At 65.5% G+C, this 15,815-nt stretch carries 12 protein-coding genes; 4 read left to right on the top strand and 8 right to left on the bottom strand.

Annotated elements, in window-relative coordinates; all coding sequences use genetic code 11:
- Positions 1-49 precede the first annotated feature (49 nt).
- Positions 50-1,378 carry a BPSS1780 family membrane protein gene (locus tag LT988_RS12260; protein ID WP_232410405.1) on the top strand — a complete coding sequence of 443 codons (1,329 nt, stop codon included), beginning with the start codon at positions 50-52 and terminating at the stop codon, positions 1,376-1,378.
- Positions 1,379-1,565: 187 nt separating this feature from the next.
- Here the strand turns inward: LT988_RS12260 and LT988_RS12265 are convergent, their stop codons facing one another.
- From LT988_RS12265 to ftsY, 8 genes are all read right to left on the bottom strand, one after another.
- Positions 1,566-3,662 (bottom strand): YgiQ family radical SAM protein, encoded by a 2,097-nt coding sequence (locus LT988_RS12265; RefSeq protein ID WP_232410406.1) that lies wholly within the window; start codon positions 3,660-3,662, stop codon positions 1,566-1,568.
- A gap of 158 nt (positions 3,663-3,820) precedes the next feature.
- Entirely contained in the window at positions 3,821-4,660 is an 840-nt protein-coding gene (gene rpoH / locus LT988_RS12270; protein WP_232410407.1) for an RNA polymerase sigma factor RpoH, read from the bottom strand.
- A gap of 400 nt (positions 4,661-5,060) precedes the next feature.
- Positions 5,061-5,546 (bottom strand): response regulator, encoded by a 486-nt coding sequence (locus LT988_RS12275; protein WP_232410408.1) that lies wholly within the window; start codon positions 5,544-5,546, stop codon positions 5,061-5,063.
- The gene (locus LT988_RS12280) at positions 5,543-7,537 is read right to left on the bottom strand and encodes a sensor histidine kinase (protein WP_232410409.1); all 1,995 of its coding nucleotides are present in this window, start codon (positions 7,535-7,537) and stop codon (positions 5,543-5,545) included. The genes LT988_RS12275 and LT988_RS12280 overlap by 4 nt, the downstream gene beginning before the upstream one ends.
- The gene (locus tag LT988_RS12285) at positions 7,534-8,946 is read right to left on the bottom strand and encodes an SLC13 family permease (RefSeq protein ID WP_232410410.1); all 1,413 of its coding nucleotides are present in this window, start codon (positions 8,944-8,946) and stop codon (positions 7,534-7,536) included. Before LT988_RS12285 ends, LT988_RS12280 begins: the two co-directional genes overlap by 4 nt.
- 232 nt (positions 8,947-9,178) lie before the next feature.
- Positions 9,179-10,177: a permease-like cell division protein FtsX gene (ftsX, locus tag LT988_RS12290; RefSeq protein ID WP_232410411.1), complete on the bottom strand. Its 999-nt coding sequence runs from the start codon at positions 10,175-10,177 to the stop codon at positions 9,179-9,181.
- 2 nt (positions 10,178-10,179) lie between these two features.
- On the bottom strand, positions 10,180-10,848 hold the full coding sequence (gene ftsE / locus LT988_RS12295; protein ID WP_232410412.1) for a cell division ATP-binding protein FtsE: 669 nt from the start codon (positions 10,846-10,848) through the stop codon (positions 10,180-10,182).
- An 11-nt stretch (positions 10,849-10,859) separates the two neighbouring features.
- Complete coding sequence (ftsY, locus tag LT988_RS12300; protein ID WP_232410413.1) at positions 10,860-12,188, bottom strand: signal recognition particle-docking protein FtsY; 1,329 nt, start codon at positions 12,186-12,188, stop codon at positions 10,860-10,862.
- Between the two features lie 275 nt (positions 12,189-12,463).
- Here ftsY and LT988_RS12305 point away from each other — a divergent pair, with 275 nt between their 5' ends.
- From LT988_RS12305 to rsmD, 3 genes are read left to right on the top strand one after another with little or no spacing between them, the layout of a single operon-like run.
- On the top strand, positions 12,464-13,840 hold the full coding sequence (locus LT988_RS12305) for a M16 family metallopeptidase (protein WP_232410414.1): 1,377 nt from the start codon (positions 12,464-12,466) through the stop codon (positions 13,838-13,840).
- The gene (locus tag LT988_RS12310; RefSeq protein ID WP_232410415.1) at positions 13,830-15,188 is read left to right on the top strand and encodes a M16 family metallopeptidase; all 1,359 of its coding nucleotides are present in this window, start codon (positions 13,830-13,832) and stop codon (positions 15,186-15,188) included. The genes LT988_RS12305 and LT988_RS12310 overlap by 11 nt, the downstream gene beginning before the upstream one ends.
- Positions 15,175-15,753, top strand: coding sequence for a 16S rRNA (guanine(966)-N(2))-methyltransferase RsmD (gene rsmD, locus LT988_RS12315; protein ID WP_232410416.1), 579 nt, complete (start codon positions 15,175-15,177; stop codon positions 15,751-15,753). Before LT988_RS12310 ends, rsmD begins: the two co-directional genes overlap by 14 nt.
- Positions 15,754-15,815: the final 62 nt, after the last annotated feature.

The raw sequence follows: 15,815 nt of genomic DNA on the forward strand, positions 1-15,815 counted from the left end.
GAAGGGTTGGCCGAACCGCCCCCTATTTCTGCCATTCAGGAGAACCACGATGGAAGGACGCTATCGGATCCTCTACGCCGGCGAACTCATGCCAGGCCATGCATTGCAGGACGTGGTGCCGCGGCTGGCGGCCAAGTTCAAGCTCACGGAGGAAACCGCTCGGGATCTGATCCTCGGCGGCTCCGGTCGAGCGCTGAAGCACGGCTTGACGACCGGCGACGCGCAGCGCTATCGGGACGCCCTGAGCACCATCGGACTGAAGGTGACCATCGAGCCCGAATCCTCGATGAACACCGCACCGGGACCCGCCGGCAGTCGACCGGAGGGGATCATCGAGCCGCCGGCGACTAAACGTCGCGGCGTCGAAGCCTCGTCTCGGTACGACGACGGACGACGCCAGGGCGACGGGCGACAGACCGGCGGCGTTCGCCCCGGGAGCGAGCCCGACAGCGGACCCGAAGGTAGTCCGACACGCTGCCCGAAGTGTGGCGCCGAGGCCGTGTCGAAGCTCACGGGCGTTTGTCAGGCCTGCGGAGTGGTGGTGGAGCGCTACCTTGCCAACCGCGGGATGAGCCCACCGAGCCGTGTCGACAACCCCTATGCACCGCCGCAAGCCGATTTGACGCCGCCTCTCAACGAGAGTGAGGAAGACGCGCTGCAGGCACCGCAATCAAGGCCCGCCGGGCACGGTTGGCTGTGGATCACCGAGGCATGGCAGCTGTTCAAGTCACAACCCTGGGCATGGATCGGCGCGCTGGTGTTGTTCTACATCATCCTGATCCTGGTCAGCATCGTGCCCTTCGTCGGCAGTTTGGCGGTCACCATCCTGACACCGATGCTCAGTGCCGGACTCATCATCGGAGCACACCGCCAATACCGGGAGGGCCGCTTCGCAATCAGTCACCTCTTTGCGGGTGTCTCGGAGAATCCGGGGCCGCTCGCCTTGGTGGGTGTCGTCTACCTACTGCTGGCACTCGGCATCGTGATTGTCGCCGGAGCGCTGTTCGCCGCGGTCTTCGCCGCCATGGGAAGCGCCGTGGATCTGTCGACGATGGACCCGAACGACATCGACATCGTCTTCGCCAACCCGATGATCCTCCTTCCGGTGCTGGCGGCGATGCTGCTCGGTATCCCGCTCGCAATGGCCATGTTCTTCGCCCCGAGCCTGGTTGCGCTCGACCAAGTTCCGGTGCTCAAGGCGTTTGGACTCAGCCTGTCCGGCTGCCTGAAGAATGTCCTGCCCTTCCTGATCTACGGGCTGGCCGCCATGGTGCTGGTGATCCTCGGCTCCCTGCCCCTGATGCTCGGGCTCCTGGTTGTCGTGCCCGTCCTGACCATCGCGATTTATACGGCCTATCGCGATATCTTTTACGTCTAAACCGCGCCCGGTGCGGTATGCGCCGTTTGTTGGACTGGCTTGGCCGCGCCGGCTCCGACAATTCTCGGAGCCGGCGCGGTTTAAAGTATTAAAAAATCTTAAATTCTGAACCGCGTATCACCGGGATCCAGGATATCTCCGAAGCCAAACGAACAATGAAAACGACGCATGTCGCTCTGGACGCGGTTTAGCGGCGATTTCGCACGGCCGATCGAACGGGGCGACGGCGACCTTCCGGAGACAGGCCCGTACCGGCGGGTTGGAAGGCCGGTACGAGGTGACGCTTGCCGTTGCCGATGAGCTCGGAACGGCCCATCTCCTTCAGGGCTTCGCGCAACAGCGGCCAGTTCTCCGGATCGTGGTAGCGCAGGAATGCCTTGTGCAAACGCCGCTGGCGCTGCTTACGCACCACGGGGACCCGCTCCGAATCACGCGTCACCTTTTTCAACGGATTGCGACCCGAGTAATACATGGCCGAGGCGGTCGCCATCGGGGTGGGCAGGAAGCCTTGGACCTGGTCGGGGCGGAACCCGTTGAGCTTGAGCCAGAGCGCGAGATTCAGCATATCTTCGTCGCTGGTACCCGGATGGGCGGCGATGAAATAGGGAATGAGATACTGCTCCTTGCCGGCCTCGCGCGAATAGCGATCGAACAGCTCCTTGAATCGATCATAGGTCCCGATACCGGGTTTCATCATCTTGCTGAGCGGTCCGGCCTCCGTATGCTCGGGAGCGATCTTGAGATAGCCGCCGACATGATGGGTCGCCAGCTCGCGGATGTACTCCGGCGAGCGCACCGCCAGGTCGTAGCGCAGCCCGGAGGCGATCAGCACCCGCTTGATGCCGGGAATGGCACGCGCACGGCGATAAAGCCGGATCAGCGGGGCGTGATCGGTATTGAGATTCGGACAGACATCCGGGTAGACGCATGACGGACGCCGACAGGAGGACTCGATACGCGGATCCTTGCAGGCGAGTCGATACATGTTGGCGGTGGGTCCGCCGAGGTCCGAGATGGTGCCCGTGAAGCCGGGGGTGCGGTCACGGATCTCCTCGAGTTCGCGCAGGATGGACTCCTCCGAGCGACTCTGGATGATGCGGCCCTCGTGCTCCGTGATCGAGCAGAAGGTACAGCCGCCGAAACAGCCGCGCATGATGTTGACCGAAAAGCGGATCATCTCCCAAGCCGGGATCCGCGCGTCCCCGTAGCTCGAATGCGGGCGGCGGCTGTAGGGCAGCTCGTAGACCCGATCAAGCTCGGCGGTGCTCAGCGGGATCGGCGGCGGATTGAGCCAGACATCGCGATCGCCGTGGGCCTGCACCAGCGCGCGGGCGTTCCCCGGATTGGTCTCCAGATGAAAGACCCGTGAGGCATGGGCGTAGAGCACCGGGTCGGCGCGGACCTGCGCGAACGATGGCAGGCGCACCACCGTGCGGGTGCGATCCATGCGTTGCGGACGCGGCTGAAACCGGATGACCCGAGCCCCGTCGGGGGTCGCCGCTGATGCGGTCGCGTCGGCATCCTTCGGGGCGACCGCGTACGGATCGGGATGCGGATCCACACGGCCCGGTCGATCGAGCCCGCTCGAATCAATCTCCGCCCACCCCTCCGGCCGGCCGCGTGTCATGAAGGCGGTCCCGCGCAGATCGCGGATCTCCGCGATCGCCTCGCCGCGCGCCAGTCGGTGCGACAGCTCAACCAGTGCACGCTCGGCGTTCCCGTAGATCAGGAGATCGGCCTTGGCGTCCACTAGGACGGAGCGGCGAACCTGCTCGGACCAATGATCATAGTGGGCGATCCGCCGCAGGCTCGCCTCGATGCCCCCGATCACGATGGGCACGCCCTTGAAGGCCTCGCGCGCGCGCTGCGCATAGACGGTCACCGAGCGGTCGGGGCGGCGGCCCGCGGCACCGTCCGGCGTATAGGCATCGTCCGAGCGCAGTCGCCGATCGGAGGTGTAGCGGTTCACCATCGAGTCCATATTCCCGGCAGTGATCCCGAAAAACAGGTTCGGCTGTCCAAGGCGTCGGAAATCCTCGACCGAGGTCCAGTCCGGCTGGGCAATGATGCCGACACGAAAGCCCTGCGCCTCGAGCAGTCGACCGATGATCGCCATTCCGAACGAGGGGTGATCGACGTAGGCATCCCCGGTCAGGATCACGATATCGCAGCTGTCCCAACCGAGCAGATCCATCTCGGCGCGCGACATGGGCAGCTCCGGGGCGGTCCCCAGCTTGTGGGCCCAATGCTTGCGGTGGGAGAAGATGTCGGGTGCAGTCATCATCGGAAGGGCCAAACAAAAAAGACGGCGGTTACCGTTGAGGTCACCGCCGTCTTGGTTTCGGTGTGCGGGGAACGAGGAAGCCGGTAAGGGAGTCCCGGTGACCACGGCGAGAGCGGATTCGAGAGGCGCCGGTCGCCTCCCGCCGCGTCCCCACCGCGTTACACCTCGAGCTGGAGCCTCAGCTTCTTCATCGCATTCTTCTCGATCTGGCGAATGCGCTCTGCCGACACGCCAAACTGCTCGGCGAGCTCATGCAGGGTCTGCTTTTTCTCGGAGAGCCAGCGCTCGCGCAGGATCGTCTTGCTGCGCTCGTCGAGCCCCTTGAGAGCCGCATAGAGCCGATCGTGCTGATCACGCTCGGTGTCTTGGCGCTCGAGGATCTTGCCGGGCTCCATCCGCAGATCCGGCAAGTAGGTCGAGGGCGCGGAGGGCGAATCGTCGTCGTCGTCTTCCAGGCCGTCGAACGACAGATCCTGATTGGCCAAACGCGATTCCATCTGCAGGACGGTCTCGGGCTTCACGCCCAGATCGGCCGCAACTGCCTCGACCTCCGCCTTCGTAAACCAGCCCAGGCGCTTCTTCGCACTGCGCAGGTTGAAGAACAGCTTTCGCTGGGCCTTGGTCGTCGCAACCTTCACGATCCGCCAGTTCCGCAGGATGTACTCGTGGATCTCCGCCCGAATCCAATGGACGGCGAAGGAGACGAGACGCACGCCCATGTCGGGCTCGAAGCGACGAACCGCTTTCATCAAGCCTACAGTACCTTCCTGGATCAGATCCGGGAGCGGCAACCCGTAGCCGAGATAACCCCGTGCGATTCGGATGACGAAACGAAGATGCGACGTGACCAGCCTTTTCGCCGCTTCCATGTCGCCATGGTCGCGCAGTTGGATGGCGAGCGACTTTTCTTCTTCCGGGGTCAGGACCGGAATCTGGTAGGCGCCGCTAATGTAAGAGTCGATGGTACCCGTCGGCATGAGAGCGAAGTCTTTGGCCATGATCCAATACCTGAGTTTGTTACCTTGGAAAATATCCTAGCAGTACGCTCGGGATTTTGCCAGCACTTTCGGCGGGGTTTTGGAGCGTGCACCGCGACAAAAGTTCACCAGACTCTAGGAGAGGATCGTGGATTCGGCAAGACAGATGCGGTCAAAATCAAGATCGTATGTTCCGATGATGTTCATCGCCCGCACTGATGATGAATAATCCATCTTAAAAACAATAGTTTGAAATTCGAAAAAGATTCTTCAGAGGCCGTTTGCGAAGTCTTTTCACCCTGAACATTTATGGGATTTAATCTCGAGAACCTGTTCAAGCGGTAGACGGCATCTTGCGTCGACGAAACCTCCTCAAGACCCCGGAGGGCCGGATGCCGAGGCGCATCCGCTGGAGGTCGGCTCACAGGTCCCCTCGCTCACCCACGATCGGGAGTGCCCGCTCGGTATCCAGGACGGCGAGGTGCGGCAAGGGATCCACACCCGCAGCGAGGACGAATTCGGTGAGTTGGTCCCGGACGAGGTTGCGCAAGGCATCCGCCTGCCAGGGCTTGGCGACGTAGCGATCGAGACCGGCCTCGTTGATGGCGCGGATGGTGTCGTCTTGATCGGCCTGGCCCGTCACCAGGACCTTGCGTGTGGCGACGGCCCGAGCGTCGGCTGCGAGGCCGATCAGAAAATCGACACCGGTGGTTCCGGGTAAACGATGGTCGGCCATCACGAGTGCGAGCCGATCGCCGGCCGCGTCGATCTCCTCGATCACCTCCAGCGCGGTCGGCACGTCCTCGGCCTCCTCGATGCGGACATGACGCGCAAACGTGGAAAGGTCGCGTCTGAGCGCCTCGCGGACCGGGCGCTCATCCTCCAGAATCAAGAGTGCTAGTTTCATGTCTCGATGTCCTCGTCGTCCGGCGGGCCGGCCACCGGCAGCATCACGGTCACTCGCGTGCAGCCGGGGCGTGAGCGCAACTCGATCGACCCGCCGTGAGCATCCACGATCCGCCGCGCGATGGCGAGCCCGAGCCCGAGCCCGTAGCGCACGGCACCCTGCTTGGTGGTAAAGCGCGGCTCGAAGACACGCGGCAGGATTTCCGGATCGATCCCGCGCCCTTTGTCCAGTATCTGCACACGCACACGCGTCGCGTCGGGTGCATCCGTGATCAACGTAATGCGCCCATGATCTTTGGAGCCGTCTCCGAGTGCGTCGCGCGCATTGACCAGGAGGTTGGTCCAAAGCTGCTCAAGCTCGCCGGGGTGGCAACGCAGCGGAGGCAAATCGCCATAGCGACGCTCGATCTCGACATCGCGCAGGCGGTACGCCATGAGACGCAGCGTGTCTTCGAGACCCGCATGCAGATCGACCCCGGAGACCGGCTCGCCCTTGGGCCGGGCGTAGGCGCGAAGGCTCGTCACCAGCTCGCACATCCTTCGCGAGGCGACCTCGAGGTTGCGCACCGCAGAGCCGATTCCGGCGACCGCCTCGGCCAGATCCAGGCTCGGCGGATCGGCGGCGAGCGCGCTCGCCCGGTCGGGATCCTCGATCCCGGCATCGAATAACCGTTGGGCGAGAGCGACATCGCCGAGGACCGCTTCGAGTCGTCGACGCGCCGCGCGCTCTTCACGCGTGGTCCGCGGGGCGCGGTCGCGCTCGGCCGTGAAGATCTCGCTGGCCAGCCGGCCCTGCGGATGGCTCGCCAGCACGCGCTCCAGATCCTCGCCGACATAGGTGGTCGCGCGCAGCATAGCCGCGACCGGATTGTTGAGCTCATGGGCAATCCCGGCCGCCATCTCGCCGAGCGTGGCATAACGCGCCTGCTCGACCAGATCCAGGCGCGCCTGCTCGAGCTGATGCAGCGCATCGGAGAGCTGCCGACGTTCGCCTTCCAGGACCTGGTTGAGCTGGGTCTTCTCGACCTGGAGCTGGTCGGCGCGACGCAGCCGCTTGGCCAGGGCGCGGATGGAGACCGCCGCCATTGCCGCGCCGAGCGAGGCGTCGACGGCCAGCGCGCGATCGAGCTGCTCGAATGAAAGATGCACGACCTCGACCTCGGTCGTCGCACGCGCGGTGAAGAAGGCGCGCTGCTGCTGGGCCAGCGACAGCAGGCCGACAACCGATCCGGTGGAATCGTGGTGCAGCCGCAGGTCGCCCGCGGCCGAGGCATGGTCGAGCGCGACCCGGCCCCGCAGCACGACCAACACGGCATCGACATCGACGCCCTCGTGGATCAGGTGCGTCCCGGGCGGGAGCAGCAGACGCGGTCGCGGACCCAGGACACGCTCGATCCCGGCGAGCAGTTGCGTCGCGACCTCTTGCGTCTCGAGCTCGAGCAGACGCAGCAGATCGCTCTCGGGCTGCGCGACCGGCCGACCGTCGGTTGCCACAAGGGCGCGGGTCCGCGGATCGGTCCGTCGATGCGCACTCAGCCAGCGAACAGCTTGGGCACGCGCGTGCCAGGCAAGGACGCCGGGCGAGCACGGGATCCTGATTACGGCATGCAGTCGGTGGCGGTCGACCGACAGGGATAGGTCATCGTGGAACGCTCGGTCGGTGAGGAGCAGGACGCGCGCTCGGCGCAGGACCGGCCGGGCGTCCAGCGTCGCGATGCGCGTGTCGATTGAATCGGGTGAGCCGGGCGACGCGGGCGAGGCCGTCATGAGCACCAGCGGGACGACGCGGTCCGGATGTGCACTCGACTGCGCACAGGCCGCCGCGACATTGTCCGCGCAGACCACCTCCGCGATGTCGGTCAACCCGCGCGCCACCTCCTCCGCGATCGAGGAGGCCAAGGGCTCGGGCGCTACGACCAAGACACACAACGGGGCGCGCGGATCGCCCGCACCCGTACCCTCATGACCACCGCGATGGAAGACCTCGGTCATAGCAAACCCAGCGCGTTCCAAACCGACGGCATCACGAGCGCCAGCAAGAGCGCCCCGAAGCCGCCGATCACGACTCCGCTCACGATCATCTCGGAGGTCGGCACCTCGCCGGTCGCGTAGGCGATCGCGTTCGGCGGCGTGGAGATCGGCAGCGCCATACCGAGTGCGCAGGCGAGCGCCACCATCACGCCCACCGCGGTCGGATCGATCGGCAGCCCGATCGCCAGGCTCAGGGTCAAAGGCACCAGCAGGTTCGCCGCCGCGGAATGCGAGATCACGGTCGAGAGGCCCACCGAGACACCCACCAAGAGGAGGAGCAAGAGCGACAACGGAAGGGCCTCCCAGGCAACCAATCCGATCAGCCAAATATCCAGCCCGCTCGCACCGATACCGGCCCCCAGAGCGATTCCGCCGGCGACCAACCAGAGCACCGGCCATTGCAGGCGCTTGATGTCGTCCGCGCCCATGACCTGCGTCGCGAGCAACGCGACAACCGGGAGGAAGCCGACCGTCGAGGAGGCGATGCCGTGAAAAGGCTCTGTCAACCAGAGCAGAACGGTGGCACCGGCGATAACGTAGAAGATCACCGCGGCCGGCGAGCGGTCGAAGTCGGCCGAGAGCTCGAGCGCCAGCGGAATATCGGCGGCGATGTAGCGGCGCGTCAGAAACCACCAGGCGAACAGCAGTACGACCACCATCAGCGGCACGGCCAAGAGCATCCAGCCAATGAACGAGATACCCTGACCCGACGCCTCGAGCGCACCCAGCGCGATGGCATTGGGCGGTGAACCGACCGGCGTGCCGATCCCGCCGACGTTCGCAGCAACGGGAATGGCCAAGGCCACGCCGCTGCGCGCGCGGCCTCTCGGAAGTGCGGCCAGGATCGGAATGACGACCGCAAACATCGTGGCCGTGGTCGCGGTGTTGGAGACGAACATCGACAGCAGCGCCGTGATCATCATGAGCCCGAGCAGCGAGAGTCTGGCGTTGCCGGCGAAAGGTCGCAGCATCATCGCCGCGAGACTGCGGTCCAGTCCGAACTTGCGGGCACCGTCCGCGATCAGGAAGCCGCCGAGAAAGAGGATGATGACGGGATTCGCCAGGGCTGCGAAATAGCTCGCCGCGGGCGGCAAGGTACCGGCGACCCCGACCAGCGCCTGATCCGAGAGCATCAGGACCTGAAGCAGGATCACCAGCACCGCCGTGGCGTACAGCGGGATCGCCTCCGAAACCCAGAAGAGGATCGCCAGCAGAAAGATCGCCAGCATCCGGCGCCCGGCCGGCTCCAGGCCGGGGATCTCGATCAAAAGCGGGATGAGAAATGCAACCGAGCCCAGGACCAACCCGAGACGCTGCACGAGGGTGAGACGCGGCAAGTTGACGCGCGGTCGAGCGGTCGGGGTCGACATCGGTGAAAGGAGTCCTGATTGGATTCGGGGTTTGAGTCGGATCTAAACCGCGCCCAGCGCCGTATGCGAGGTTTCGGATGGGACCGGCCCCGGCAGGCTGTACGGCCGTTGGAGGCGGCGCGGTTTAAAATATAAATAAATACATTGTCGAAGAGCGCGTCAGGCGCGACGCCTAAGGTTCCGGCCGAGGCCGATCCAACCCAACAACGGCGCGTGCCGCTCCAGACGCGGTTTAGCCCGGCTCCGCGCCGCGCAGATGACGGTTCACGGCGATCCAGCTGCCGATCAGGCTGAAGAGCACACTCCCGGAGAAGATCACCAGCATCGCCAACGGGCCGAGACCGGTCAGCGGAAACTCGCTGCGATAAAGGGTCGCCAGACGCGAGACAGGCTGCTGCAGCAGAATCACGGCGATGGTGACGAGGAACCAGGCGGTGAGCCCCCCGAGCAGCCCGTACCAGGCCCCGGCATAGAGGAAGGGCCGGCGGATGAAACCACCTGTCGCGCCGACCAGCTCCATGATCTCGATCTCGATGCGCCGGTTCAGGATCTCGAGCCGGATGGTGTTGCCGACGATCAGCAGCACACCGACACCGAGCAGTCCGCCGAGCAGGAGAACCACGCGCTGGGCCAGGTCGAGGATCGCCTGAAAGCGTTGCAGCCAGAGCGTATCCATTCGGGCAAAGTCGGCCTCCGGCAAGGTCATGAGCTCGTCGTGCAGGGCCTGCAGACGCTCGGGCGCCGAGGAGGCCGCCTGCGGGTAGATCGCGAGAACCGCCGGCAACGGATTGCTCTTGAGCTGCGACAAGGCATCCTCGAAACCGCCGAGCGCGCGGAACTCGTTGAGTGCCTGCTCGCGGCTGATCAGGTGGACCTGCGTCAGCTCGGGTCGGGCACGCAACTGCTCGGCGAGCCGTGCCGCCGCCGCATCGTCGACGTCTTGCTTCAGAAACAGCGAGATGGCCGCCGCCTGATCCCAACCGCCCGCCATGGTGCGCAGGTTCTCGGTTACGACAAAGAGCGCGGCGGGCAGGGCCAGCGAGATCCCGATCACCGCGACCGTCATCCCGGTCGGGAGCGGGGTGCGCATGAGACGCCCCAAGGTCGCGACGGCGCTCTGGAGATGTCGATTGGCCCACAGGCCGGGCATGTCCAGCAGACGCGGACCGCTGCGGCGGTGTGGCTTGCGCTTGGCCGTCCCGCGCTTGGGCTTGAGCTTCGGCTTGGCCATGATCACCAGGTCCCCGAGTCGTTGGCCAGTCGCCCGTCGGCGAGGGTCAGGGTTCGATAGGGCATGGACATGACAAGACCCAGGTCGTGCGTGGCGATCAAGAGGGTCACGCCGACCTGATGAAAACGCTCGAAGAGGCCGAAGATCTCGCGCGAGAGATCGGGATCCAGGTTTCCGGTCGGCTCGTCGGCAAGCACCAGCGGCGGGCGTCCGACCACGGCACGCGCGATGCCGACGCGTTGTTGCTCCCCGCCCGAGAGTGCGACCGGGGTGGCCCGCTCGCGCGAGAGCAGGCCCACCTGATCGAGCGCGGCGCGGACACGCCGACCGATTTCGCGCTGCCCGAGGCCGGCGACGACCAACGGCAGGGCAACATTGTCGAAAACGCTTCGGTCGGGAAGCAATCGATGATCCTGGAAGATCATGCCGACCTCGCGACGGTGATACGGGATCTTGCGTCTCGGCAAGGCCGCGAGATTGCGCCCGTTGACGATGACTTGGCCGCGGGTCGGTCGCTCGAGCAGGCCGATCAGTCGCAGCAGGGTGCTCTTGCCGGCGCCCGAGTGTCCTGTGAGGAAGGCCATCTCGCCGGCCTCCATCTCGAAGCTGAGGTCGCTCAGGGCCTCGCCGCGCTCCGGATAGCGTTTGAAGACGTGCTCGAAGGAGATCACGGCCCCGCCCCTCAGCTCAGCAAGGCATCGAGGAATTCGTCGGCATCGAAAGGGCGTAAGTCGTCGATGGTCTCGCCGACGCCGATGAAACGGATGGGCACCTTGAGACGATCCGCAATCGCGAAGAGGATCCCGCCCTTTGCGGTGCCGTCGAGCTTGGTCAGTGTAATCCCCGTCAGACCGATCGCCTGATGGAAATGGATCGCCTGGCTGAGCGCATTTTGACCGGTCGTGGCATCCACGACCAGCATCACCTCGTGGGGCGCCTCGGGGTCGATCTTCTTCATGACCCGCGCCACCTTGGCCAATTCCTCCATCAGGTTGGATTTTGTGTGCAGCCGCCCGGCCGTATCGGCGATCAGCACGTCGGCCCCGCGCGCCGTAGCCGCCTGCAAGGCATCGAAGATCACGGATGCCGAATCCGCCCCGGTCTGCTGTGCGACCACGCTCACTCGGTTGCGCTCGCCCCAGGTCTGGAGCTGCTCGACCGCCGCCGCGCGGAAGGTGTCGCCGGCGGCCAGGATGACGCTGTTGCCCTCCTCCTGGAGCCGTTTGGCGAGCTTGCCGATCGTGGTGGTCTTGCCCGCACCGTTGACGCCGACCATCAAGATGACCTGGGGGCGACCGGGTGCGGGTTGACGGACCGGGGCGTCGGCCGCCTGCAGAACGGCGCGCAGCTCGCCCTTGAGCGCTTGGAGGAGTGCTTGGGGATCGGCGAGTGATTTGCGCTTCACGCGGCTCGCCAGATCCTCCATGATGCGGGTGGTCGTAGCCACGCCGACATCCGCCGTCAGCAGAAGGGTCTCCAGTTCCTCCATGAGGTCGTCGTCGATACGCTTGCGACCGATGAAGAGTGTCCCGAGACCGTCGCCGAGCGTTTCGCGGGTCCGCGTCAGGCGTTCGCGCAGTCGCGAGAAGACGCCGGACCTCTTGTCCGTCGGCGCATCTTGAGTCGGCGACGGTTGAGCGGAAGCCGGGGCGGGAGCGGCAACAGGGTCTGGGGCGCGCGTCTCGACGGCGGGCAGCCCATCCGCGCTTGGCCCATCCGCCTCGTCCGCCCGGCGCTTGGATCGAAACCACCCGCCCCGCTTCGGACGCGGCTCGAATTGGGCCGACTCGGAACGGGCCGGCTCCGCGGTCGGCACGGACCGCGAAACGCCGGTCGATGCCGGCGATACCCGATCCGCGACGCGCGCGGTGTCCGCCGACGCAGTCTCGGCCGCCCAGTCCGACGGCCCAGATCCACCCGGTCCGCCGGGACCGATCGGCGGCTCGGCCGCAGCCGACTGATCCGGCTCCGGCAACGCGGCTTTCCTGTGCTTTTTTCCGAAACCGAACATAAACAACATGCCTGAAGGGAGAGAAACGGCGAGGGGCGGGCGACGCGCCGAGGACGCGACGGGTACTGCGACACGTCAGCAGAAAAGGCCGCTCCGTCCATGTGGTCGCAATGCTATCAGATCACCGCGATCAGATCGCCCAAGGCTCATCCGGAGCGAATCGATCCCGGTCTTAACAAACCGTCATCTCCGGGAACTACCAAGACCGGGCTCTGCCCCAACATTCCCCGCAGCGGGGCCGTTCCGCCTACCGATTCCATCCGACCGGAGTCTCCATGTACAAAATCGTTTTCAGCCTACTCCTGTGTCTGCCGGCGCTTGCGCCGGCGGCGACCCAAACCGTCTATGAACGGACACTCGACAATGGCCTCAAGGTCCTTGTCAAACCGGACCGACGCGCACCGATCCTGATCTCGCAGGTTTGGTACAAGGTTGGATCCAGCTACGAGTACGGTGGGATCACCGGCGTCTCCCACCTGCTCGAGCACATGATGTTCAAGGGCACCGAGCGGCTGGCCCCGGGTGAGTTCTCGCGCATCATCGCGGCCAACGGCGGCGAAGAGAACGCCTTCACCGGGCGCGACTACACCGCCTATTTCCAGTCGCTCGCGAACGACCGGCTGGAGATCGCGTTCGAGCTCGAGGCCGAGCGCATGCGCAATCTCGCCCTGGATGCAGAGGAGTTCGCCAAGGAGTTGGAGGTCGTCAAGGAGGAGCGGCGCACCCGTACCGACGACGACCCCCAGTCGCTCGCCTTCGAGCGATTCAATGCCGTCGCCTACGTCGCCTCCCCTTACCGTAACCCGGTCATCGGCTGGGCCGGCGATTTGGAGCAGGCGAATGTCGAAGACCTACGCGACTGGTACCGCCTCTGGTACGCCCCGAACAATGCAACCCTGGTCGTCGCGGGCGACGTCGACCCCGAAGAGGTCTTTCGATTGGCCGAGAAACACTTCGGTCCGCTCGAGCCCGAGCGCATCAGCCCACCCAAACTGCAGGCGGAGCCCGAGCAGCTGGGGATGAAACGCATGGTCGTGAAGGCGCCCGCGCAAGAGCCCTACCTCCTGATGGGCTACAAGGCACCGGCCCTGATCGATGCCGAGGAGGCATGGGAGCCTTATGCCTTCGAGGTCTTGACCTCGGTCCTGGACGGCGGGAGCAGCACCCGGCTGGAGCGCGAGCTGGTCCGCGGCAGCCAGGTCGCGTCCTCGGCAAGCGCGAGCTACAGCGCCTTCGGTCGTTTGCCGGGCATGTTCATGCTGAGCGGCGTGCCGGCCAAGGGCCAAAGCATCGAGCAGGTCGAAGCGGCGCTGCTCGCGCAGATCGAGCGCGTCCGAACCGAGCTCGTCGACGAGCGCGAGATGGAGCGCGTGCGCAACCAGCTGATCGCGGATAAGGTCTACGAGCGCGATTCTCTCTTCTACCAGGCCATGATCCTGGGTCAGCTGGAGACGGTCGGCCTGGGTTGGGAGCTCGCCGATACCTACGTCGACCGACTCGCGGCGGTCACGCCCGAGCAGGTCCGCGCCGTCGCAAAAAAGTACCTGGTCCCCGAGAAGCTCACCGTCGGCGTGCTGGATCCGCAACCGATGAGCGACAACCAAACCGCGCGCGCACCGGTCGCGCTGGAGATGCAGACCAATGTGCACTGATCCTCGACGATTCCCCGTCTGGTCGAACGCGCTGCTGCTCGGCGTCGTTATGGTTGCCGCCGGGCCACTTCAGGCCGCCCCCGAGATCCAGACGTGGCAGACCGCAAGCGGCGCGCGCGTGCTCTTCGTCGCCTCGCCCGAGCTGCCGATGGTCGACGTGAGTTTGATCTTCGATGCCGGGAGCGCACGCGACGGCGAACGCTCGGGCCTGGCGTCCATGACGGCCGAGATGCTGACGCAGGGCGCGGGTGATTGGAACGCCGACGCCATCGCCGCACGGATCGAGGATGTCGGCGCCAAGCTCGGCGCCAGTGCTGACCGGGATAAGACCTCGGTGTCGCTGCGCACCCTGACCCGTCAGCCTGCGATGAACACGGCCGTGGAAACGCTGGCGACCCTGGTGAGTGCACCGACCTTTGCGGATGAAGATCTAGAACGAGAGCGCCGCAATCGGCTCATCGCGCTACGCCAGGACGAAGAGTCGCCGCGCACCGTCGGGCAAAAGGCACTCTATCGCAAGATCTTCGGCAGTCATCCTTACGCGGCGGACCCGTCCGGCACGACCGAATCGGTCACGGCGATCACGCGCGATGATCTGATCGAGTTCCATCGGCGTCATTACACGGCGGCCAATGCGGTGGTCGCCATCGTCGGCGCGCTGGACCGCCCGCAAGCCGAGGAGCTTGCCAACCGCATCACCGCTGGCCTTCCGAAGGGCGAGCGCATGGAGCCGTTGCCGGACGTGGCCGATCTGGCTACCGCGGTGACGGAGCAGATCGATTTCCCGTCCAGTCAAACCACCGTGGTGGCCGGCCAGCCCGGCATGCGTCGCGGCGACCCGGACTACTTCACCCTCTACGTGGGCAACCACATCCTCGGAGGCAGTGGCCTGGTCTCCCTGCTGATGGAAGAGATCCGCGAGAAGCGCGGGCTCTCCTACAGCACTTACAGCTACTTCCTGCCCTTGGCGCAGCCCGGCCCCTTCCTGATGGGCTTGCAGACCAAGAACGATCAGGTCGACCAGGCTCGCGAGGTCATGCTCGACACCCTGCGCCGCTTCATCGAGGCGGGTCCGAGCGAGGCGGAGCTGACCGCGGCGAAGAAGAACATCACCGGCGGCTTCCCGCTGCGCATCGCAAGCAACTCGGACATCGTCGGGTATCTTGCCGTGATCGGCTTCTACGACCTGCCGCTGGACTATCTCGACCGCTTCACCGACCGCATCGAGTCAGTGACCGCCGAGCAGATCAAGGACGCCTTTTCGCGTCGCGTCCATCCGGATGAACTGGCGATCGTGGTGGTCGGGGGCGGTACCGAGCAGACCGCGGGGCTCGGTGGCGAGGGCTAGAGGGGAGCTGCGGATCGTCGGCGGTCGCTACCGCGGCCGCCGCCTGCCGATCCCGAACGAGAGCGGGCTGCGACCGACCTCGGATCGCGTGCGCGAGACCCTGTTCAACTGGCTGGCACCCGTGATTCCGGGTGCGCGCTGTCTCGACGCCTTTGCCGGCAGCGGCGCGCTGGGATTCGAGGCTGTCTCGCGCGGGGCCGGCGAGGTTATTTTGATCGAGCAGTCCGGCGCCGTCGTGCGCCAGCTTCAAACCAACGCCCGTCGGCTCGGGGCGGAAGAGACGCGCATCCTGCACGGCAATGCGATTCGCTGGCTCGAGGGCTCGGGCCAAGCGTTCGATATCGTCTTCCTCGATCCGCCCTTCGCAGATGCACTCTGGGCGCCCGCAATCGAACGTTTGGCCCATCGGGGCTGGCTCAAAGCGGGCAGTCGCGTCTACCTGGAGGCCCCGGCGCGCAGCGGGTTTCCGGATCTGCCGGCGGGCTGGGATCTCGTGCGGGACAACACGGCCGGGCAGGTGCGTTACGTGCTCGTGATCGTCGGCTCGGATGCCGAAACCGCCTGACTCCTACCCGAGCCTCCGCTGTGGTATGGTGCGGGCCGCCGACGGCCCGGGGGTCCGGTGCT

It is taken from the genome of Thiocapsa bogorovii (genome assembly GCF_021228795.1).
Classification (GTDB): Bacteria; Pseudomonadota; Gammaproteobacteria; order Chromatiales; family Chromatiaceae; genus Thiocapsa; species Thiocapsa bogorovii.

What these genes read in the sequence shown, in the direction of transcription:
- LT988_RS12260 (WP_232410405.1), top strand. Translation starts at nt 50, where the DNA reads ATGGAAGGACGCTATCGGATCCTCTACGCCGGCGAACTCATGCCAGGC.
- LT988_RS12265 (WP_232410406.1), bottom strand. Translation starts at nt 3,662, where the DNA reads ATGATGACTGCACCCGACATCTTCTCCCACCGCAAGCATTGGGCCCAC.
- rpoH (WP_232410407.1), bottom strand. Translation starts at nt 4,660, where the DNA reads ATGGCCAAAGACTTCGCTCTCATGCCGACGGGTACCATCGACTCTTAC.
- LT988_RS12275 (WP_232410408.1), bottom strand. Translation starts at nt 5,546, where the DNA reads ATGAAACTAGCACTCTTGATTCTGGAGGATGAGCGCCCGGTCCGCGAG.
- LT988_RS12280 (WP_232410409.1), bottom strand. Translation starts at nt 7,537, where the DNA reads ATGACCGAGGTCTTCCATCGCGGTGGTCATGAGGGTACGGGTGCGGGC.
- LT988_RS12285 (WP_232410410.1), bottom strand. Translation starts at nt 8,946, where the DNA reads ATGTCGACCCCGACCGCTCGACCGCGCGTCAACTTGCCGCGTCTCACC.
- ftsX (WP_232410411.1), bottom strand. Translation starts at nt 10,177, where the DNA reads ATGGCCAAGCCGAAGCTCAAGCCCAAGCGCGGGACGGCCAAGCGCAAG.
- ftsY (WP_232410413.1), bottom strand. Translation starts at nt 12,188, where the DNA reads ATGTTCGGTTTCGGAAAAAAGCACAGGAAAGCCGCGTTGCCGGAGCCG.
- LT988_RS12305 (WP_232410414.1), top strand. Translation starts at nt 12,464, where the DNA reads ATGTACAAAATCGTTTTCAGCCTACTCCTGTGTCTGCCGGCGCTTGCG.
- LT988_RS12310 (WP_232410415.1), top strand. Translation starts at nt 13,830, where the DNA reads ATGTGCACTGATCCTCGACGATTCCCCGTCTGGTCGAACGCGCTGCTG.